The organism is Variovorax sp. PEI5 (assembly GCF_056679935.1).
Genome location: NZ_CM155257.1, coordinates 670973 through 692003, shown reverse-complemented (window position 1 = coordinate 692003; position 21031 = coordinate 670973). Strand labels below are relative to the sequence as shown.

Here is a 21031-nt window from a genome sequence, read left to right as displayed (position 1 = left end):
TCGATATGTTCGGACATATGAATGTCCATCCTCCACTGCTCCCGAAGGCAACCGATGTCGACTTCCTCCCTCCCGATGGCCAGCACGGTCGTCGATTCCATCCTGTTCCGTGATGCGTTCGGCACGCAGAAGATGCGCAAGATTTTCTCCGACGGCGCGCTGGTCCAGCGCTACATCGATGCCGAGGTGGCATTGGCCCGTGCCGAGGCCCGCTGCGGCGTGATCCCGGCCGAGGCGGCCGAGGTGATCGCGCGCGAGTCGCGCATCGAGCGCATCGACTTCGAGCACATGCGCCACGAGACCGACATCGTGGGCTACCCGATCCTGCCGCTGGTGCACCAGCTCGTGGAGATGTGCGGCGAGTCCGGCCGCTACGTGCACTGGGGCGCGACCACGCAGGACATCATGGACACCGCCGTGGCGCTGCAGGTGCGCGACGCGCTCGACGACATCGACGCCGACATCCGCGAGCTGCGCGCCATCCTGGCCGCGCTGGCGAAGAAGCACCGCGACACGCCGATGGCCGGGCGCACCCACCTGCAGCAGGCGCTGCCGGTGACCTTCGGCTACAAGGTCGCGATCTGGCTGGCGATGTTCGACCGCCACCAGCAGCGCCTCTCCGAGCTGCGCCCGCGCGTCGCGGTGGTGGAGTTCGCGGGCGCCGCCGGCACATTGGCCTCGCTGGGCGACCAGGGCTTCGAGGTGCAGCGGGCGATGGCCGAGGAGCTCGACCTGGGCGTGCCGGCGACCACCTGGCACGTGGCGCGCGACGGCTTCGCCGAGGCCGTCAACCTGCTGGCGCTGGTCACCGGCTCGCTCGGCAAGATCGCGCTGGACATCATGATCATGGCCTCGACCGAGTTCGCCGAGCTCTACGAGCCCTTCGTCAAGGGCCGGGGGGCGTCGAGCACGATGCCGCAGAAGCGCAACCCGATCTCCAGCGAGCTGATGCTGGCGGCCTCCAAGGCGGTGCGCCAGCACGCCGGGCTGATGGTCGATGCGATGGTGCAGGACTTCGAGCGCGCGACCGGTCCCTGGCACGCCGAGTGGATCGCCATCCCCGAGAGCTTCATCCTGACCTCCGGCGCCCTGCACCAGGCCAAGTTCGCGCTCGGCGGGCTGATCGTCGACGAGGCGCGCATGAAGCACAACCTGGGCATCAGCCGCGGCCTGATCGTGGCCGAGGCCGTGATGATGGGCATGGCGCCGCACATCGGCCGCCAGCAGGCGCACGACGTGGTCTACGACGCCTGCCGCACCGTCAACGAGCGCGGCGGCACGCTGGCCGAGGCGCTCGCGGCGCTGCCCGAGGTCACGAAGCACTTCGACCGCGCCGCCATCGACCGCCTCACCGATCCGGCCAACTACCTCGGCCTGGCGCCGCAGATGGTCGACCGCGCCATCGCCCTGTCGGCCGGCATCGATGCCCGCGACGTCACGCAACGAGAAGGAAGCATCGCCTCATGAGCAATCCAGCCACCAACTCTTCCTCCACCGCCGCCGCCACGGCGGTCCTGGCGCCGACAGCGCGGCTGCCGTGGTATCGCAAGCTCGGCACGCAGGTGCTGATCTCGCTCATCCTGGGCATCCTGGTGGGCTTCGCGTTCCCGCGATTCGCTTCCCAGCTCAAGCTGCTGGGCGACATGTTCCTGTCGCTGATCAAGGCCGGCGTCGCGCCGCTGGTGTTCCTGACCATCGTGCACGGCATCGCCTCGGCCGGCGACGTCAAGAGCGCGGGCCGGGTCGGCTGGCGGGCGATCCTGTACTTCGAGGTGGTGTCCACGATCGCGCTGGTGGTGGGACTGTTCGCCGGCAACCTGCTGGGCATCGGCAAGGGCATGACGACCGTGGCCTCCGGCGCGGCGGCGCCCATCGTCGCCAAGGCCGCCGCGCCCCAGGGCTTCCTGGAGTTCATGGCGCACATCGTCCCGGACAACTTCGTCGGCGCCTTCGCCAGGGGCGAGCTGCTGCAGGTGGTGGTGCTGGCGGTGATGGTCGGCATCGGCATCCTGTCCATCCCGCAGACGCGTCGCGTCAGGATCAACGAGGGCCTGGACAACATCTCCGAAGTCCTGTTCGCGTTCATCAACCTGGTGATGAAGCTCGCGCCCATCGGCACCTTCGGCGCCGTCGCCTATTCGGTGGGCAGCAACGGCTCGGCCGTGCTGGTGGCGCTGGCGCAACTGGTGCTGAGCTTCTATGCCGTGGTGCTGCTGTTCATCGTCGTCGTCATGGGCCTGATCGCGAAGCTGGCCGGTTTCAGCCTGTGGCGCTTCCTGCGTTTCATCAAGGACGAGATCCTGATCGTGCTGGGCACCGCCTCGTCGGAGAGCGCGCTGCCGCGCCTGCTGATCAAGCTCGAGCGCCTGGGCTGCGCCAAGCAGACCGTGGGACTGGTGCTGCCCACGGGCTATGCCTTCAACCTCGACGGCACCTCGCTGTTCATGGCGATGGGCGTGATGTTCATCTCGCATGCCTACAACGTCCCGCTCACGCTGGACCACCAGATCGGCATCCTGCTGCTGATGCTGCTGACGTCCAAGGGCGCGGCGACGGTCTCGGGCGGCTCGTTCGTGGTGTTCGCCGCGACGGTCACCTCGACCGGCATGCTGCCCGTCGAGGGGCTGGCGGTCATCTTCGGTGTCTATCGCTTCCTGTCGATGGCCATCGCCACCTGCAACACCATCGGCAACAGCGTCGCCACCGTGGTGGTCGCCAAGTGGTCGGGCACCTTCGATCCGGCGGTCGCCGAGCGCCATCTGTATCCGGAGCGCCATCCCGCCGCGGCGGTCGATGCCGCGCTGGCCGACGGCAACCTGCTGCCCGAGGATGCCGACGATGCGCATCCGCATGCCGCCGGCACGGCGTTGGGCGGGACGGCCCGATGAGCGCCATCCGCATCGAACGCGACGCCTTCGGACCCGTCGAGATTCCGGCGGACCGCTACTGGGGCGCGCAGACGCAGCGCGCGCTGGGCGTCTTCGAGATCGGCGAGGAGCATTTCCCGGCCTGCCTGATCCGCGCCTTCGGGCTGCAGAAGATGGCCGCGGCGTGCGCCAACATGCGCTGTGGCGCGCTCGACGCCAGCCTGGGCGAGGCCATCGTCGCGGCGGCGGCCGAACTGCGCGACGGCCGCTTCGACGACCACTTCCCGCTCACGGTGTGGCAGACCGGCTCCGGCACGCAGACCAACATGAACGCCAACGAGGTCGTTGCCAACCGCGCCAACGAGGGCCTCGGCCAGCCACTGGGCACCAAGGCGCCGGTGCATCCGAACGACCACGTCAATGCCTCGCAGTCCTCCAACGACAGCTTCCCGACGGTCATGCACCTGGCGGCCGTGCTGGAGCTGGAGCGGCGCCTGAAGCCGGCACTGGTCCTGTTGCGCGACACGCTGGCCGAGCGCGCGGACGCCTTCGCCGACGTGCCCAAGATCGCCCGCACGCACCTGATGGATGCCGTGCCGATGCGGGTCGGCCAGACCTTCGATGCCTTCGCGCGCCAGATCGGCCATGGCATCGACCGCCTCGACGCCTGCGCGCCGCGACTGCGCTCGCTGCCCCAGGGTGGCACCGCCGCGGGCACCGGCATCAACGCGCCGGCCGGCTTCGATGGCCTGTTCTGCGAGGAGGTCTCGCGGCTGACCGGCCTGGCCTTCACGCCCAATCCGAGCAAGTTCGAGGGCATGTCGGCGCACGACGCGCTGGTGGAGCTGTCCGGCGCCCTCAACGTGCTGGCCTCGTCGCTGGTCAAGATGGCCAACGACATCCGCCTGCTGGGCTCGGGGCCGCGCTGCGGGCTGGGCGAATTGCGCATCCCCGACGACGGGCTGACCAGCTCGATCATGCCGGGCAAGCGCAACCCGACCATCGCCGAGGCGCTGGTGCAGGCCTGCCTGCAGGCCATGGGCAACCACGCCACCATCACGATGGCCAATGCCTCGGGGCTGTTCGAGCTCAACGTGGCCAAGCCGGTGCTCATCCACAACCTGCTGCAGTCGCTGCGCGTGCTGGCCGATGCGTCGCGGGTCTTCGCATCGCGGCTGGTGAAGGATCTCGACGTCGACCGGGCGCGTCTGGCGGCGAATGTCGAGAGCGCCCTGCTGCAGGTGACCGCGCTCAATCCGCTGCTGGGCTATGACACCGTGGCGCGCATCACGGCGCACGCCCTGGCCACGGGCGACACGCCACGGGCGGCGGCGCTGGCGCTGGGCGTGATCGATGGCGAGACCTACGACCGGATCGTGGGCGGCGCGGCGGCCTGAGCGGCGGCCGGCGCGCTGGCCCGAGGGCCATGGTGCCGGCGCGCGATCGCGTCGCGGGTGCACGCGACCCATGAAAAAAGCCTTCCAGATCGGGGGATCTGGAAGGCTTTCTTGTACCAACGGATTCGTTGGTAGGCGCGATTGGATTCGAACCAACGACCCCCACCATGTCAAGGTGGTGCTCTAACCAACTGAGCTACGCGCCTGCGTTCATTCGAGACATCGATTATAGCACGCAAAAATTCATCTTCTCAACGTCGACGTGCCGATCGCACGCCCGAGACCGCCGCGACGATCCCCAGCACGTGCTGCAGCCGCGCGGCATTGGCGATCTCGACGGTGAAGGTCATCCAGGCCGTGCCCTTGACCGACTGCGTCTGCACGCCGATCACGTTCATCTTCTCGCGTGCCAGCACGTCGGAGATGTCGCGCAGCAGGCCCTGCCGGTCGGCCGCCTCGACCGCGATGTCGACGGCATAGACCGGCTGCTCGGCCGAGGCCTTGGGCATGCCCCATTCGACGTCGATCACGCGCTCGGCGCTGTGCGCGGCCATCGTGCGGAAGTTGCTGCAGTCGGTGCGGTGCACGCTGACGCCATGGCTGCGCGTGACGAAGCCGCCGATGGCATCGGGCGGCGCCGGCCGGCAGCACTTGGCCAGCTGCGTCATCAGCGACGACACGCCCACCACCAGCACGCCGCCCTTGCCGGACTTCTCGCTGCCCCTGGACTTGCGGATCAGCACGCCGTCGTCCGCGCCCGGCTGCGGGCTCGGCGGACGCAGCAGCATCTCGATGTTGCGCAGCGAGAACTCGTCCTTGCCGATGACCTCGAACAGGTGGTCGGCCGACTTGAAGCCCAGCTGCGAGGCCAGGTCCTCCAGCCTGAAGGCCGTGCGGCCCTCGCGCTGCAGCAGCTTCTCGACCGCCTCGCGCCCGCGCGCCACGGTCTCGTGGGTGGCCTGGGCGTTGAACCAGGCGCGCACCTTGGCGCGGGCCCGGTGGCTGGCGAGGTAGCCCAGTTCGGCATTGAGCCAGTCGCGCGAGGGTCCGCCCTCCTTGGCCGCGATGACCTCCACCGTCTGGCCGTTCTGCAGCGGCGTGTTCAGCGGCAGCATCACGCCATCGATGCGCGCGCCACGGCAGCGGTGGCCGAGGCTGGTGTGCACGGTGTAGGCGAAGTCGACCGCCGTCGCGCCCTGGGGCAGCTCGACGATCGAGGCGTCCGGCGTCAGCACGTAGATGCGGTCGTCGAACAGGCCCTGGCCCTGGCGGCCGTCGGAGAGATCGCGCTCCCACGCCAGCAGCTGGCGCAGCACCGCGATCTTGGCGTCGTACTCGCCGCCGGCCCAGACGCCGGCATAGCCGCGCGGGCCGGCTTCCTTGTAGGCCCAGTGCGCCGCCACGCCATGCTCGGCGTGGTCGTGCATCTGCTCGGTGCGGATCTGGATCTCGATCGGCTTGCCGACCTTGCCGTCCTGCACCTTGCGCACCACGGTGTGGAGCGACTGGTAGCCGTTGGCCTTGGGGCGCGCGATGTAGTCGTCGAACTCCTCGTCGATCGGCTCGAAGTGCGTGTGGACCCAGGCCAGCGCCGCATAGCAGTCCTTGACCTCCGGCACCACCACGCGCAGCGCCAGGATGTCGAAGACCTGGTTGAAGTCGAGCGACTTGCCGCGCATCTTCTTGACGATGCTGTAGATGTTCTTCGGCCGCCCCTGCACGGTGGCGCCGATGCCCTGGCCGTGGAGTTCGTGCTCGAGCTGGCTGCGCAGCTGCTCGACATAGCCCTCGCGCTCGACCCGCTTCTCGTCGAGCAGGCGCGCGATGAGCTTGTAGGTCTCGGGCTCCAGGAAGCGGAACGACAGGTCCTCGATCTCCCACTTGACCTGCCAGATGCCCAGGCGGCTGGCCAGCGGCGCGAACACCTGCAGCGACTCGCGCGCCACCGGCTCGGGCACCGGCTGCCGGCTGGCCGCGGCATGGCGCAGCGTCTGCAGCCGCGAGGCGAGCCGCAGCATGACGACGCGCAGGTCGCGCGAAAACGCCAGCAGCATCTTGCGCACGTTCTCGGTCTGCGCGCCACCATCGGCCGAGTGCGCGCCGGCGGTCGCGCTGCGGGCCTGCTTCTGCACGTTGACCAGCTTGGTGGTCTCGACGGCGAGCGCGGCGAAGTTGTCGCCGAACACCTTGGCGATGACCTCCTGCGGCCGGTTGAGGTGCTGGCAGGTGTAGACCAGGTAGCTCGCCGCCTGCATGGCCTCGGAGCCGCCCATGGCCGCCACGATGGCGGCGACCGCGTCGGCATGCGCCAGCGTGTTCTCGCCGGTGTCGAGCGTCTCGTCGGCGATCAGCGGCGCGGCGAAGGACCGCGCGCGCACCAGCATGTGGTCGATCAGCGGCGAGGGGTCGGCCGTGGCGGCCGACAACGGATAGTCGGCCGCGGTCGCGTCGAGGATGTCGGACGCGCCGGATGCCGGTCCGGCGGCGGGTGGATGGACGGGGCCACGCTTCATCCGGTGGGGTCCCGTGCCGGCTCCGGGCGCGCTCAATCGAACAGGAACGCGGTCACCGCCGCGCTCTGTGCCGGGTCGACGAAGGTCGGCGCATGCCCGACGCCGTCGAATTCGACGACCGTCGCGCGCGGACCGCGCTGCGCCATCTGCTGCGCCGTGGCCACGGTGATCAGGTCGGACTGCGCGCCGCGCACCAGCAGCGTCGGCGCGGTGATGGCATCGTAGAGCGCCCACAGCGCGGCCTCGCCCTGCGCGGCGGCCTCGGGCGTCGCCAGCCGGAACGGCACCGCGATGGCGGGGTCGTAGTGCAGCAGCAGCGGGCCCTCGGGCTCGGCCCTCGGGTCGCCGGAGGGCTCGGCCGGGGTGGCGTCCACGGCCAGCCTGGCGCTGCCGTCGGCGCTGCGCCGCGACGCCGGTACGACCATGTGGCGCGACAGCTCCAGCCACTGCTCGGGCGTGTGCGGACCGAAGCTGCTCGACAGCGCCCACATCGCGTCGGCGGCCTCGCGCAGCGTGGCGTAGCGGCCGCCCTGCCCCACGTAGGTACCGATGCGCTGCAGCGCGGCCGGGTCGAGGGTCGGCCCGACGTCGTTGATCACCAGGCGATGCACCGGCACGGGCAGCGGCAGCTCGCGGTGGCCGGCGACCACCAGGCCGATCAGGCCGCCCATGCTGGTGCCGACGTAGTCGAGGGTGGCGACGGGCTGCTCGGCATGCAGCCGGGCGACCAGCGTGACCATGTCGGCGGCGTAGAAAGGCACCTGATAGAACGCCGGCTCGCGCAGCCAGTCGCTGTGGCCGCGGCCGACGACATCGGGGCAGACGACGCGGACGTCGCCACCGGCACGCGCCACGATGGCCTGCGCCAGCATGTCGAAATCGCGCCCCTGGCGCGTCAGCCCGTGCACGCACAGCACCACGTGCGCGCTGCGCGGATCGCCCCACTGCCAGTACGCCATGCGATGGCCGCCCCAGGCGTCGTCGCAGGGCACGAAGAAGAGGTCGGGTCGGGTCATGGCGGTGGGCGCCGGGCGGCGCCAGAAGGGATCAACGGAAGGTCGCCCGGCATCGTAATTGATGCCGGACGCCGGCGGCGGCGCCCCCCGGGGGGCATGGCCTCGACGTGGGTACTACTCGCGCAGCTGCACCGAACCCGAGACGTTGACCACCACGCTGGTGCGGCCCGGCTCGACCGGCACCGGCGCATCGGCGGCGGCGAGCGACTTGGCCTGGGCGGCCATCATGCGCGGGCGCTCGAAGCCGCCCTCGTTGGCATTGACCGACACCTCGCGCAGGGTGTAGCCGCCGAAGCCGAAGCCGCGTGCGAGCTCGGCCGCCTTCTGCTTGAAGTTGTCGATGGCCAGGGCCTGCGCCCGGGTCTCGACCTTGCGCCGCTCCTCGCGGCTCAGCCCGAAGCCGATGTTGCCCAGGCTGAGCGTGGTGATGCGCCCGGCGGTCTGGGTGATGCGGGCGAAGTCGCGGCCCTCGAGGACCAGTTCGGTGGTGCCCTGCCAGCCATTGATCTTGCCCTCGCGCGTGTAGCGCGGCGACAGGCTGAAATTGCCGGTGCGCACATCCAGTTGGCCGGCTTCGGCGTTCTTCCGGGCCTCGGCCAGGGCCGCCTCGAGGGCGACGCGCAGCTGGTTCTGCACGGTGGTGGCATCGGCCGCGTCGCGCGTGGTGCTGAGCGTCATGCTCAGCAGGTCCTGCTGGACCTCGACCGTGCCGGTGGCGGAGAGCTGCAGCACGTTCTGCGGCGGCGCCGCGACCTGGGCCAGGACGGCGCCGGGGACGAACGGGAGCGCGCAGAGCGCGGCGGCGAGGACGATGGAGCGCGAACGCTGGGAGATCGGTTTCGAGGTCAAGGCGAAGGATCCTGATTGAAGAGGCGATGCGAAAGGCCGAAAACGCAAGCCGATGCGGACGGTGCCGGCGATGCGGCGGTCCGGCCCCGTGAGGCCGTCGACGGCGTCGTCGACCGCGCTAGGGCTGGCGCTGGCTGCGTGGCATTGTCAGCGAACGCGCGGCGGTGGGAACCATCGGCGTGCCCGGCCTGGACTCCACCGGCGCGGTGCGCGCAGGACCCGCCTGGGCCTCGGCGTCGGCATCCGCCACGGCCTGCGACTGCCGGCGCACCTGGGCACGCAGTTCGAGCAGCTCGGCGGCCGTCAGGCGCCGGCCGGCCTCCAGCTCGCCGCGCCGCACCTCCTCGCGCTGGGCGTCGCGGTGGCGCTCGACGGTGCGACGGATGTCGTCGCGATGCGCGCTGCCCACCTGCACCACGCCCATCGGGCCTGGCGCCTGGGACGCGGCCCAGAGCGAGGGACTGGCGCACATCAGCAGCACCTGCAGGATTCGGACGCTCTTCTTGTTCATCAGTGACTGGGTGACGCCATGGTGCATAGGTTACCGGGCGATCGACCGCTGGAAACGTAATGCGTTCGTTCAGTTGCCCGCAAGTTGTGTAACTTAGTGTCAAAGCACTAGCGAAAAGCGGTAACCGCATGGCAACACCGTCAAAATCGCGCCTGTTACAAATTCAGCGTTGCAGAAATAATGAATCAAACCCTCTCCCGCACCGACAAGGTCGTCATCGTCGACGACGACGCGCGCATCCGCGATCTGCTGCGCCGCTATCTCACGCAGGAAGGTTTCGAAGTGATCGTGGCCGAGGACGGCAAGGCGCTCAACCGCATCCTGCTGCGCGACACGGTGGACCTGATCGTGCTGGACCTGATGATGCCGGGCGAGGACGGACTCTCGGTGTGCCGGCGGCTGCGCGCGGCCAACGACCGCACGCCGATCATCATGCTGACCGCCAAGGGCGAGGACGTCGACCGCATCGTCGGACTCGAGGTGGGCGCCGACGACTACCTGGGCAAGCCGTTCAATCCGCGCGAACTGCTCGCGCGCGTCCATGCCGTGCTGCGCCGCCGTCCGCCGCTGGAGGCGCCGGGCGCGCCCTCGGCCGAGAACGAGACCGTCACCTTCGGCCCCTTCAGCTTCGACCTCGGCTCGCGCACGCTCAAGAAGGACGGCGAGGAGCTGTCCCTGACCACCGGCGAATTCGCCATGCTCAAGGCGCTGGTGCGCCATCCGCGCCAGCCGCTGTCGCGCGAGAAGCTGGCGCAGCTGGCGCGCGGCCGCGAGTTCGAGCCCTTCGACCGCAGCCTGGACGTGCAGATCTCGCGCCTGCGCAAGCTGGTCGAGTCCGACGCCGCCGCGCCGCGCTACATCCAGACCGTCTGGGGCGTCGGCTACGTGTTCGTTCCGGACGGCACGTCCTGAACCGGGCGCAGCGAATCCGGCCGATGCGGACGCAGGCGCCCCCGCCACCACTGCCGAACTTCGGCGAGGACGGTGCCCAGGTCACGATGCCCAGCCCGCTGGAGAGCGGTGGCCGGGTGCGCCGGCGCGGCTTCGGACTGCGGCTGGGTTTCAGCCTCTTCTGGCGCACCTTCTTCCTGCTGGCCCTGCTGCTGCTGGGCTGCACCGTGGCCTGGCTGCAGACCTTCCGCGCCCTGGAGTACGAACCGCGCGCGCTGCAGACGGCGCACCAGATCGCCTCGCTGGTCAATCTGACGCGGGCCGCGCTGGTGTACTCGGATGCCGTGACGCGGGTGTCGCTGATCAAGACGCTGGCCGACCAGGAAGGCGTGCGCATCCTGCCGCGCGAGGCCAATGACCGCTACGAGCCCTACTCGAGCGACACGCTGGACCATCGCGTGACCGACGAGCTGATCGCCCGGCTCGGCGCCGGCACGACCGTGGCCAGCCGCGTCAACGAGGAGGCCGGCCTGTGGGTCGGCTTCACGATCGAGAGCGACGCCTACTGGCTGCTGCTCGATCCGACGCGCTTCACCCATGTCGGCGGCCGCACCTGGGCGGTGTGGCTGGTGACCGGCATCATCCTGTCGCTGGCCGGCGCCGCGCTGATCGCGGGTTTCATCAACCGGCCGCTCAAGCATCTCTCGCGCGCCACGCTGCAGGTGCGCGAGGGCGAGTACGAGGCGCACCGGCTCGACGAGAGCGCGCGCACCAACGAGATCCGCGCGGTCAACATCGGCTTCAACCGAATGGCCGACCAGCTCGCCAAGATCGAGCAGGATCGCGCCGTCATGCTGGCGGGCATCTCGCACGACCTGCGCACGCCGCTGGCCCGGCTGCGGCTGGAGACCGAGATGAGCGTGACCGACGAGGACGCGCGCGACCACATGGCCGCCGACATCGCCCAGCTCGACTCGATCATCGACAAGTTCCTCGACTACGCGCGGCCCGACCACGTCGACGTCACGGCCGTGCTGCTGCGCGACGTGGTCGATGCCTGCACCTACGCGGTCCAGGACCACGACGACATCCGCATCAAGGTCGAGGTGCCGGCGGACCTGCGCGTGACGGCCGACGAGGTCGAGATCACGCGCGTGCTGTCCAACCTGGTGGAGAACGCGCGCCGCTATGGCCAGACGCCGGGCACCGGCGTGGCCAACGTGACCATCCAGGCCCAGGCGCACGACGAGGCGGTGCTCATCAAGGTGCGCGACCATGGCGCGGGCGTGCCGGCGGACACCCTGCCGCAGCTGACCAAGCCCTTCTTCCGGGGCGACGCGGCGCGCACCTCGGCGGCCGGCGCCGGGCTGGGCCTGTCGATCGTGGCCAAGAACATCGACCGCATGGGCGGCACCTTCGCGCTGACCAGCACGCCGGGGCGCGGTTTCGCGGCGCACATCCGGCTGCCGCGCGCCTTCCCGCCGCGACCGGAACCGGGCGTCGCCCCGCGCAAGGCCTAGCCGACACCGGCGGCGCCCGTCCTCCGGGTCGCCGCCAGTGCCAATCTCCGGGCGCCGGGCGCCAGGATCAGGCCGGGGCGCCCCGGCGCTGCAGCAGCACCACGGCGCGGGCCTCCATCGCCCGCCCCTCGCCGACCGGGCCCAGCTTCTCGGCCGTCTTGGCCTTCACGTTGACCTGCGACGGCGCGATGCCGAGCACCGCCGCGATGCGCTCGCGCATGGCCGGGATGTGCGGCGCCAGCTTGGGCGCCTGCGCGATCACGGTGCTGTCGAGGTTGCCGATGCGCCAGCCCTCGGCGGCCACGCGGCGCGCCGCCTCGGCCAGCAGCGCGGCCGAGTCGGCGCCACGGAAGCGCTCGTCGGTGTCCGGGAAGTGGCGTCCGATGTCGCCCAGGCCGGCCGCGCCCAGCAGGGCGTCGGTGATGGCGTGGAGCAGCACGTCGGCATCCGAGTGACCGAGCAGGCCGGTGACGTGCGGCACCTCGATGCCGCCCAGGATCAACCTGCGGCCGGCCACCAGCTGGTGCACGTCCCAGCCCTCGCCGATGCGCAGGTCGAGCGGCGGCAGGGGATCGGTGGCGGGCGCGGAGGGGGTCGGGGCGGCGGAGGTCGTCATGGATTCGGAGGGCTTGGGGAGGGATCGGCCGGCGGAGGCGGCGCGCCGCGCGGGCGCGCGAGCAGCGCCTCGGCCAGCTCGAAGTCCTCGGCGTAGGTGAGCTTGAAGTTGCGGGCGCTGCCGGCGACCAGCAGCGGCGACAGGCCCATCGCCTCGATGGCGCCGGCCTCGTCGGTGACGCCGTCGCCGGCGCGCTCCAGGGCCTCGCCCAACAGGCCGATACGGAACATCTGCGGCGTCTGGGCCAGCCACTTGTCGGCGCGCGGCAGCGTGGCGGCGACGCGGCCCTCGGGCGACGCGGTCTTGAGGGTGTCGGCCAGCCGGTGCGCCAGCAGGCCGCCGACGGCATCGTGCGCGCAGGCGGCGATCAGGGCCTCGATCTGCGCCGGCGTGACCAGGCAACGCGCGGCATCGTGCACCAGCACCCAGTCGTGGGCCAGGGCACCGGCCGCGCGCAGGGCCGCCAGGCCGGCGGCCACGGTGGCGGCCCGGGTCGCGCCGCCGACGCGCAGCAGCCATTCGCCCGGCGCCGGGAAACCCGGCAGCGCGGCCTCGACCTCGCGGTCGTCCGGCGCCACCACCAGGGCCAGCGCGGCGAAACGTCCGGGCAGCGCGCGGAAGACGTCGAGCGTGTGCGCGACCATCGGCCGCCCGGCGATCGACCGGTACTGCTTGGGCTGGCCGCCGCCCGCGCGGCTGCCGGTTCCGGCGCACGGGATCAGCACGAAATGGCGGGGCGCCGGCAAGGCCAACATGGAGTGAGGGATGCCCGGGAAGGGCCGGCAACGAAGGAAGGGCCATTCTAGAATCCGCTGCAACCCACCCCTCGCCCCGCGGCGCGGGGTGTCCTGCGTGCACGGCACGCCAGGCGCTTCCCTCCTCCCGGGCATTTCATCTCTCATGGATCTCCCTCACCTCCCCCCCGGCAAGCGTTTCACCCTGCCGCGCCCCCCCCTGTCGGCCGATGCGCTGCTGCTGGCCCGGCTGGCCACGCGCGAGACGCAGGCCGGCCGGGCGACGGCGATCTTCACCGCCGACGCCAACGACGCGCAGCGCCTCATCGACGAGCTGCGCTTCTTCGCGCCCGAGTTGCGCTGCGCCCTCTTCCCGGACTGGGAGACGCTGCCCTACGACAGCTTCTCGCCGCACCAGGACCTGATCAGCGAACGCCTGGCGACGCTCTGGCGCATCCTGCCGCAGGGCGGCCGGCGCGAGGCCGACGTGATCCTGGTGCCGGCCACCACGGCGCTCTACCGCCTGGCGCCGCCGGCCTTCCTGGCCGGCTACACCTTCCACTTCAAGACCCGGCAGAAGCTGGAGGAATCCAAGCTGAAGGCGCAGCTCACGCTGGCCGGCTACAGCCACGTCACGCAGGTGGTGAGCCCCGGCGAGTACGCGGTGCGCGGCGGCCTGATCGACCTGTTCCCCATGGGCTCGCCGGTGCCGTTCCGGGTCGACCTGTTCGACGACGAGATCGACTCGATCCGCACCTTCGACCCCGACACCCAGCGCAGCCTCTACCCCGTGCCCGAGGTGCGCCTGCTGCCGGGCCGCGAGTTCCCGATGGACGACGACGCCCGGGCGCGCTTCCGCGGCCGCTGGCGCGAACTGCTCGAGGGCGACCCGACCAAGAGCCGCATCTACAAGGACATGGGCAACGGTGTCGCGACCGCCGGCATCGAGTACTACCTGCCCCTGTTCTTCGAAGAGACGGCGACCGTCTTCGACTACCTGGGCGAGGACGCCACGGTGGTGCTGCATGGCGACCTGGAGCCGGCCTTCCAGCACTTCTGGCAGGACACGGCCGAGCGCTACCGCCTGGTGCGCGGCGACCCCGAGCGCCCGGCCCTGCCGCCCGAGGCGCTGTTCCTGAGCGCCGAGCAGTTCTACCAGCGCGCCAAGCCGCATCCCCAGCTGGCCCTGCGCGGCGAGGCCGATGCCGATGCCGGCACGCGCGCCTATGCCGAGTTCGAGCCGCTGCCGGCCTTCGCCGTGGTGCGCGGCGCCGACGATCCGCTGGTGCGCCTGAAGGAGCACATCCGCGCGACGCCGCATCGCGTGCTGATGCTCGCCGAGAGCGACGGCCGGCGCGAGAGCCTGCTGGACTTCCTGCGCGCGAGCGGCGTGGCGCCGCCGATGTTCGACTCGCTGGCCGAGTTCGAGGCCGATGGCGACGAGCGGATCGGCATCGCCACGGCGGCGCTGGCCGCGGGCTTCGCCTGGAGCGAGCGTGGCATCGACTTCGTCACCGAGACCGAGCTGTTCGCCACCGCGCCCACCACGCGCCGGCGCAACAAGCGCCAGGAGCAGGTCAGCGACGTCGAGGCGCTGATCAAGGACCTCTCCGAGCTGAACCTGGGCGACCCGGTGGTGCACACCGCGCATGGCATCGGCCGCTATCGCGGCCTGGTCAACATGGACCTCGGCCAGGGCACCGATGCCGAGGGCAAGCCGCTGATGCAGGAGATGCTGCATCTGGAGTACGCCGACAAGGCCACGCTCTACGTGCCGGTCAGCCAGCTGCACCAGATCAGCCGCTACACCGGCGTCAGCGCCGACGAGGCGCCGCTGCACAAGCTGGGTTCGGGCCAATGGGACAAGGCCAAGCGCAAGGCCGCCGAGCAGGTGCGCGATTCGGCCGCCGAGCTGCTCAACATCTATGCCCGGCGCGCGGCGCGCGAGGGCCATGCCTTCCGCTACTCGCCGGCCGACTACGAGGTCTTCGCCAACGACTTCGGCTTCCAGGAGACGGCCGACCAGAAGGCCGCCATCCACGCGGTGGTGCAGGACATGATCTCGCCGCAGCCGATGGACCGGCTGGTGTGCGGCGACGTCGGCTTCGGCAAGACCGAGGTCGCGCTGCGCGCCGCCTTCATCGCCGTCACGGGCGGCAAGCAGGTGGCCTTCCTGGCGCCGACCACGCTGCTGGCCGAGCAGCACTACCAGACGCTGGTCGACCGCTTCGCCAAGTGGCCGGTGCGCGTGGCCGAGATGAGCCGCTTCCGCTCGGCCAAGGAGATCACGGCCGCCGCCAAGGGGCTGGCCGATGGCACCATCGACATCGTCGTGGGCACCCACAAGCTGCTGTCGCAGTCGGTGAAGTTCCAGAACCTGGGACTGCTCATCATCGACGAGGAGCACCGCTTCGGCGTGCGCCACAAGGAGGCCATGAAGGCGATCCGCGCCGAGGTCGACGTGCTCACGCTCACCGCCACGCCGATCCCGCGCACCCTGGGCATGGCGCTGGAGGGCCTGCGCGACCTCAGCGTCATCGCCACCGCCCCGCAACGCCGGCTGGCCATCAAGACCTTCGTGCGCACCGAGGGCAACGGCGTCATCCGCGAGGCCGTGCTGCGCGAGCTCAAGCGCGGCGGCCAGGTCTACTTCCTGCACAACGAGGTCGAGACGATCCAGAACCGGCGCCAGAAGCTCGAGGAGATCCTGCCCGAGGCGCGCATCGCCGTGGCCCACGGCCAGATGCCCGAGCGCGAACTCGAACGCGTGATGCGCGACTTCGTGGCCCAGCGCTACAACATCCTGCTGTGCTCGACCATCATCGAGACCGGCATCGACGTGCCGACGGCCAACACCATCGTCATGAGCCGCGCCGACAAGTTCGGCCTGGCGCAGCTCCACCAGCTGCGCGGGCGCGTCGGACGCAGCCACCACCAGGCCTATGCCTACCTGATGGTGCCGGACATCGAGGGCCTGACCAAGCACGCCTCGCAGCGCCTGGAGGCGATCCAGCAGATGGAGGAGCTCGGCTCGGGCTTCTACCTGGCGATGCACGACCTGGAGATCCGCGGCACCGGCGAGGTGCTGGGCGAGAACCAGAGCGGCAACATGCTTGAGATCGGCTTCCAGCTCTACAACGAGATGCTCGGCGAGGCCGTGCGCGCGCTCAAGGCCGGCCAGGAGCCCGACCTGCTGGCGCCGCTGTCGGTGACCACCGAGATCAACCTGCACGCCCCCGCCTTGCTGCCCGACGACTACTGCGGCGACGTGCACCTGCGCCTGTCGTTCTACAAGAAGCTGGCCACGGCGAAGACGCCCGAGCAGATCGACCACCTGCTCGAGGAGATCGTCGACCGCTTCGGCAAGCTGCCGCCGCAGGCCCAGACCCTGATCGACGTGCACCGCCTGCGCGTGCTGGCGCGGCCCTATGGCGTGGTCAAGGTCGATGCCGCGCCGGGCGTCATCCACATCACCTTCAAGAAGGACCCGCCGATCGACTCGATGGCCATCATCCACCTGATCCAGAAGAACAGGCACATCAAGCTCGCCGGCAACGAGAAGCTGCGCATCGAGCGCGAGCTCAAGGAGCCCAAGGACCGGGCGCAGATGGTGCGCGACGTGCTGCGCAGCCTCGGACAACCCCGCACCCAGGAAGCGATTCCCGCATGATCTCCAACGCCTCCCCTGCCGCCGCGCCCGGCCTCGTCCTCCAGCGCTTCACGCCGCCCCTGCGGCTGGCGGACTTCGGCCTGATCGCCTTCGACATGGACTCGACCCTCATCAACATCGAATGCATCGACGAGATCGCCGATGCGGTCGGCAGGAAGGCCGAGGTCGCGGCCATCACCGAAGCCACCATGCGCGGCGAGATCAAGGACTTCAAGGAGAGCCTGACGCGCCGCGTGGCGCTGCTCCAGGGCGTGCCGGTGACGGCGCTGCAGCGGGTCCACGACGACCGCCTGCGGCTCAACCCGGGCGCCGAGGCGCTGGTGGCGGCCTGCAAGGCGGCCGGTCTGAAGGTGCTGCTGGTCTCGGGCGGCTTCACCTTCTTCGCCGACCGCGTGAAGGAACGCCTGGGCATCGACTTCGCGCGCTCCAACCTGCTGGAGGAAGCCGACGGGCACCTCACCGGCCGCGTCGTGCCGCAGTGCTGGGGCGACATCTGCGATGGCGCCGAGAAGCGCCGCACGCTGCTGGAGGTGGCCTCGCTGCTGGGCCTGCCGCCGGCGCGGACCATCGCCGTGGGCGATGGGGCCAACGACCTGCCGATGATGGGCGCGGCCGGCCTGTCGGTCGCCTTCCACGCCAAGCCCAGGGTGCGCGAACAGGCGATGGTGGCGATCGATTCGGGCGGCCTCGACCGCCTGCTCGAAGTCCTGCGCTGAGCACCACGGGCGCGATCGCGATCGCGCCGTTCGGCGCGGCGCCTCCCGCTCGGCTGCGGCAGGCGCAACGCCGATCACGCCACCGCGGGTGGCGCCTCGTCCGTTCCAGCTCCCGCTCCCTACTCGGTGCTCCTGTCCGTGGCTTCGTCCCGGCCGCGTCGGGCGACTCCCTCGGGACGGGCGACGCGCCGGGCGGGCCGGGCCAGCAGCTCGACGTGGAACTGCGGCTCGCCGGCCGCCACCGCGGCATCGATCGCGGCCGTCAATGCCGCCGGGTGGATCGGCGCCGCCGTCTCGGCGCTGGTGCCGAAGCGGCAATCGAAGTCCCAGTAGTCGGCATCCGGTGGCAGGTCGCGCCGGCGTTCGCGCTTGATGTACTTGCGGATCTCGTGCTTGATGGCTTCGAGGAGGCGGTCGGGGTGCTTGCCCTCGACGCGGAGCTGGAATGTCTTTTTCATGGGTGATTGTAGGAAGCGCGACCGGGGCGGCGCCGGCGGCGCGCGACCCCTTCGACTACAGTGCGGCCTCGACGACAACGAGGATGATGAATGGCGCGCGCGAACGATTGGACGAGCAAGGTGATGGCGCTGGTCAACGGCGGCAACAGGGCGGCGGCCATCGCGCAGATCAAGGTCGCGCCCAGCGTCAAGGACCTGACGGCGCTGAAGACCGTGATGACGCTGTCGCGCCTGACGGGCAAGTGGAAGGACCTCGACGCGGCGATCGACGACAGCCTGGCGGCGCTGTCGTCGCCCCGCCTGCACCGGTCGCCCTGACATCGGGCATCGGCGCGCTCTGCGCCGCGCGCGTCGGCGCGATCCCGCCCGATGTCAGAGCGCCTTCGCCAGGCGGGCGATGCCTTCCTCGATCTTCTCCACGTTGGCGGTCGCGAAACTCAGGCGCAGGGTCGCGACATCGGGATGCTCGGCGAAGAACGGCGCGCCGGGCACGAAGGCCACCAGCTGCTCGATGGCACGCTGGGCCAGCACGCCGGCATCGGCCAGCTTGCCGTTGGCGCCCGTCAGCCGGGCCCAGAAGAACAGGCCGCCCTGCGGCTGCGTGAATTCGATCGCCTCGCCCAGCTCGCGCGTCAAGGCCGCGCCCATCGCCCGGGCGCGTTCGCCATAGACGCGGCGCACGTGGGCCAGCGTGGCGGGCATGCGGCCGCTCCTGAGGTACTGCGCGGCAGTGGCCTGGGCGAAGGTGCTGGTGTGGGCGTCGCTGAACTGCTTGCACATCGTCGCGCGGGCCAGCAGCTCGGGCGGCGCGATCATCCAGCCGATGCGCAGGCCGGGACTCAGCACCTTGCTCAGGCTGCCGCAGTGGACGACGAGCTCGCGGCTGCCGGGCACCTGTGCCGACAGCGCCAGGATCGAGGGCGGCGGCGGCGCGCCGAAGTACAGGTCGCCATACGGATCGTCCTCGACGATCGGCGTCTGATGGCGGACCGCGAGTTCCAGCACCTTGCGGCGGCGTTCCAGGTCGAGCATGGCGCCACTGGGGTTGCCGAAGGTCGGGATCAGGTAGACGAACTTGGGCTTGTGTTCGGCGATGAGGGCCTCCAGCGCGTCGGTGTCGACGCCGTTCGCATCGACCGGCGCGCTGATCAGCTGCGCGCCATAGAGCCGGAAGCACTGGATGGTGGCCAGGAAGGTCGGGCCCTCGACGATCACCTTGTCGCCGGGCGAGATCAGCGTCTTGCCCAGCAGGTCGAGCGCCTGCTGGCTGCCGGTGGTGACGATCAGACCGGCCGGATCGACCGTCACGCCCTTGGTGCCCATGAAGGCCGAGAGCTGCGCGCGCAAGGGCTCGTAGCCTTCGGTGGCGCCGTACTGCAGCGCGCCGCCGGGCTCCTCGTCGAGCGCCCGCGCGCTGGCTTCCTTCAGTCCCTCGACGTCGAACATGGCGCTGTCGGGGAAGCCGCCCGCGAAGCTGATGATGCCGGGCTTGCCCAGCAGCTTGAAGAGTTCGCGGATGGCGGAGGTTTCGACGTTGTCGAGGCGGGAGGCGAATTGCATGACGAGGGACCTTTGACCTTTCTGAGGGCGTTATTGTCGAGCGAAGTCGGCGCGGATCCGCGGCCGGGGAATTCTCCCCGCCACGGCGCCGCCACCGCCCTCGCCATCTCCGTCACCCGATCGATCGATCCCGCCCCGAACCGCCCATGCCAGACCGCCCCGCTTCTTCCCGCCTCGTCGACCGTTCCGGCCTCCCGGGTCCCACCGCCCTGCTCGCGCCGGCCGGCCCGCCGGAGCTCGCCGGGATGCCCGGACATGCCGCCCGCCCCGGCGCCATCTCGCGCCCGCGCGCCACCCGCTCGATGCCGCGGCGGGGACGGTCCGCATGGTGACGAACCGCAAGCGCGGTCGCGGCCCGCGCCATCCCGCGCCGCTGGTGGCCTGGCTGGGCGACCGCGTCGTCGGCAAGTGGTCGGTCCGCGAGGGCGAGCACCGCTTCCAGTACGCCGAGTCGTGGACCGCCGCGCCCGATGCACACAGGCTCTCGTTGTCGCTGCCATGGACACCCGACGGGACCCCGTTGCGCGGCGAGCCGGTGCGCATCTGGTTCGACAACCTGCTGCCCGACGACATCGCGCTGCGCCGCCGCTGGCAGGAGCGGCTCGGCCCGACCGATGCCGATGCCTTCGACCTGCTGAGCGCGCTCGGCGGCGACTGCATCGGCGCGCTGCGGCTGCTGCCGCCGGGCGCCACGCCCGCCGCCAGCGACGACGGCGCCGACGCCACGCCGCTCGACGAGGCCGATGTCGAGCGCGTCCTCGATGCCGTCCTGGCGCCGGCGCGACGCGGCGGCGCGGACGCCGTCGACGGCGCCCCGCGCGTCGCGCTGCCGGGCGCCCAGGAGAAGACCGCCCTGCTGCGGCGCGACGGCCGCTGGTTCCGGCCCGGCGACGGCGCCCCGAGCACCCACATCCTCAAGCTGCCGCTCGGGCGCATCGGCCGCCTGCAGGCCGAGCTGCAGGCCGATCCGCGCGATGCGGTCTGGAACGAATGGCTGTGCGCGCGCGTGCTGGCCGGCTTCGGGCTGCCGGTGGCGGCCTGCGAGGTGGCGCGGTTCGGCCGCCACGAGGTGCTGGTCGTGGAGCGCTTCGACCGCGTCGCGCCGGTGGCGAACGGCGCCGGCGCCGATGACGCGGCGATCGTCCGCCTGCCGCAGGAGGACCTGTGCCAGGCCCTCGGCGTGCCGGGCGAGCGCCGCTACGAGGCCGATGGCGGCCCCGGCCTGCGCGACGTCCTGCGCGTGCTCGAAGGCGGCAGCCGGGCCGACGCCGACAGGACATCCTTCGTGAGGACGCAGATGATCTTCTGGCTGCTGGCCGCGACGGATGGCCATGCCCGCAACCACTCGATCTTCCTGGAGGCCGGCGGCGGCCATCGCCTGGCGCCCTGCTACGACGTGCATTCGTCGTGGCCGCTGATCGGCACCGGCGCCGGCCGGCCGACCGCCGCGCAGGCCCGGCTGGCGCTGGCGCCGCGCAGCAAGAGCGCGCACCGGGGCCTGGCCGACCTCCGCGCCGCGCACTGGGACGAGGTCGCCCGGCTGGCCGGCATGGGCGATGCCGGCTTACTGCGCGACGAGATCGCCGAGCGCCTGCCGCAGGTGCTGGCCCGGGTCGAATCGGCACTGCCGCCGGAGGCCCCGGCGCCGCTGGTCACGGCCATCCTCGACGGCATGAGGACCCTGGCGCCGCGGCTCCACGCCGCCGACTGACC

Annotated in this window: 17 protein-coding genes and 1 tRNA gene; 9 read left to right on the top strand and 9 right to left on the bottom strand. The window is 71.0% G+C overall.

The genetic code is table 11. From position 1 onward, the window contains the following. Nucleotides 1-54 precede the first annotated feature (54 nt). From pcaB to AC1MLT_RS03165, 3 genes are read left to right on the top strand one after another with little or no spacing between them, the layout of a single operon-like run. The gene (pcaB, locus tag AC1MLT_RS03175) at nt 55-1467 is read left to right on the top strand and encodes a 3-carboxy-cis,cis-muconate cycloisomerase (protein ID WP_481033828.1); all 1413 of its coding nucleotides are present in this window, start codon (nt 55-57) and stop codon (nt 1465-1467) included. Further along, nucleotides 1464-2888: a cation:dicarboxylate symporter family transporter gene (locus AC1MLT_RS03170; protein ID WP_481033827.1), complete on the top strand. Its 1425-nt coding sequence runs from the start codon at nt 1464-1466 to the stop codon at nt 2886-2888. Before pcaB ends, AC1MLT_RS03170 begins: the two co-directional genes overlap by 4 nt. Beyond that, entirely contained in the window at nt 2885-4264 is a 1380-nt protein-coding gene (locus AC1MLT_RS03165) for a class II fumarate hydratase (RefSeq protein ID WP_481033826.1), read from the top strand. The genes AC1MLT_RS03170 and AC1MLT_RS03165 overlap by 4 nt, the downstream gene beginning before the upstream one ends. Nucleotides 4265-4393: 129 nt before the next feature. Here the strand turns inward: AC1MLT_RS03165 and AC1MLT_RS03160 are convergent. The 5 genes from AC1MLT_RS03160 to AC1MLT_RS03140 all read right to left on the bottom strand — a co-directional run bounded on the left by AC1MLT_RS03160 (nt 4394) and on the right by AC1MLT_RS03140 (nt 9153). Next, a tRNA-Val gene (locus AC1MLT_RS03160) sits at nt 4394-4470 on the bottom strand. 45 nt (nt 4471-4515) lie between these two features. After that, nucleotides 4516-6777, bottom strand: a complete 2262-nt coding sequence (locus tag AC1MLT_RS03155) for a RelA/SpoT family protein (protein WP_481033825.1) — start codon at nt 6775-6777, stop codon at nt 4516-4518. A gap of 32 nt (nt 6778-6809) precedes the next feature. Further along, nucleotides 6810-7793 (bottom strand): alpha/beta fold hydrolase, encoded by a 984-nt coding sequence (locus tag AC1MLT_RS03150; RefSeq protein WP_481033824.1) that lies wholly within the window; start codon nt 7791-7793, stop codon nt 6810-6812. Between the two features lie 114 nt (nt 7794-7907). Further along, on the bottom strand, nt 7908-8642 hold the full coding sequence (locus tag AC1MLT_RS03145; RefSeq protein WP_481033823.1) for an SIMPL domain-containing protein: 735 nt from the start codon (nt 8640-8642) through the stop codon (nt 7908-7910). Nucleotides 8643-8760: 118 nt separating this feature from the next. Continuing rightward, nucleotides 8761-9153, bottom strand: a complete 393-nt coding sequence (locus AC1MLT_RS03140) for a hypothetical protein (protein WP_481033822.1) — start codon at nt 9151-9153, stop codon at nt 8761-8763. Nucleotides 9154-9333: 180 nt separating this feature from the next. Here AC1MLT_RS03140 and ompR point away from each other — a divergent pair, with 180 nt between their 5' ends. Together ompR and AC1MLT_RS03130 are read left to right on the top strand one after the other, a co-directional pair. Beyond that, entirely contained in the window at nt 9334-10065 is a 732-nt protein-coding gene (gene ompR / locus AC1MLT_RS03135; RefSeq protein ID WP_481033821.1) for an osmolarity response regulator transcription factor OmpR, read from the top strand. 86 nt (nt 10066-10151) lie between these two features. Continuing rightward, nucleotides 10152-11564 carry a sensor histidine kinase gene (locus AC1MLT_RS03130; protein WP_481034889.1) on the top strand — a complete coding sequence of 471 codons (1413 nt, stop codon included), beginning with the start codon at nt 10152-10154 and terminating at the stop codon, nt 11562-11564. 67 nt (nt 11565-11631) lie between these two features. Here the strand turns inward: AC1MLT_RS03130 and ispF are convergent, their stop codons facing one another. Then, complete coding sequence (ispF, locus tag AC1MLT_RS03125) at nt 11632-12180, bottom strand: 2-C-methyl-D-erythritol 2,4-cyclodiphosphate synthase (protein WP_481033820.1); 549 nt, start codon at nt 12178-12180, stop codon at nt 11632-11634. Continuing rightward, the gene (gene ispD, locus AC1MLT_RS03120; RefSeq protein ID WP_481033819.1) at nt 12177-12935 is read right to left on the bottom strand and encodes a 2-C-methyl-D-erythritol 4-phosphate cytidylyltransferase; all 759 of its coding nucleotides are present in this window, start codon (nt 12933-12935) and stop codon (nt 12177-12179) included. The genes ispF and ispD overlap by 4 nt, the downstream gene beginning before the upstream one ends. Before the next feature lie 145 nt (nt 12936-13080). Here ispD and mfd point away from each other — a divergent pair, with 145 nt between their 5' ends. Together mfd and serB are read left to right on the top strand one after the other, a co-directional pair. Next, nucleotides 13081-16584, top strand: a complete 3504-nt coding sequence (gene mfd / locus AC1MLT_RS03115) for a transcription-repair coupling factor (RefSeq protein WP_481033818.1) — start codon at nt 13081-13083, stop codon at nt 16582-16584. Beyond that, nucleotides 16581-17300: a phosphoserine phosphatase SerB gene (gene serB, locus AC1MLT_RS03110; protein WP_481033817.1), complete on the top strand. Its 720-nt coding sequence runs from the start codon at nt 16581-16583 to the stop codon at nt 17298-17300. The genes mfd and serB overlap by 4 nt, the downstream gene beginning before the upstream one ends. 119 nt (nt 17301-17419) lie before the next feature. Here serB and AC1MLT_RS03105 read toward each other — a convergent pair whose 3' ends face one another. Beyond that, on the bottom strand, nt 17420-17758 hold the full coding sequence (locus tag AC1MLT_RS03105; protein WP_481033816.1) for a DUF6172 family protein: 339 nt from the start codon (nt 17756-17758) through the stop codon (nt 17420-17422). Between the two features lie 90 nt (nt 17759-17848). On the opposite strand from AC1MLT_RS03105, the gene AC1MLT_RS03100 reads away from it, so the two are divergent. After that, nucleotides 17849-18076 carry a hypothetical protein gene (locus tag AC1MLT_RS03100; protein WP_481033815.1) on the top strand — a complete coding sequence of 76 codons (228 nt, stop codon included), beginning with the start codon at nt 17849-17851 and terminating at the stop codon, nt 18074-18076. Nucleotides 18077-18130: 54 nt separating this feature from the next. Here the strand turns inward: AC1MLT_RS03100 and AC1MLT_RS03095 are convergent, their stop codons facing one another. Continuing rightward, nucleotides 18131-19318, bottom strand: a complete 1188-nt coding sequence (locus tag AC1MLT_RS03095) for an aminotransferase-like domain-containing protein (protein WP_481033814.1) — start codon at nt 19316-19318, stop codon at nt 18131-18133. 325 nt (nt 19319-19643) lie between these two features. Here AC1MLT_RS03095 and AC1MLT_RS03090 point away from each other — a divergent pair, with 325 nt between their 5' ends. Then, entirely contained in the window at nt 19644-21029 is a 1386-nt protein-coding gene (locus AC1MLT_RS03090) for a HipA domain-containing protein (protein ID WP_481033813.1), read from the top strand. Nucleotides 21030-21031 lie beyond the last annotated feature (2 nt).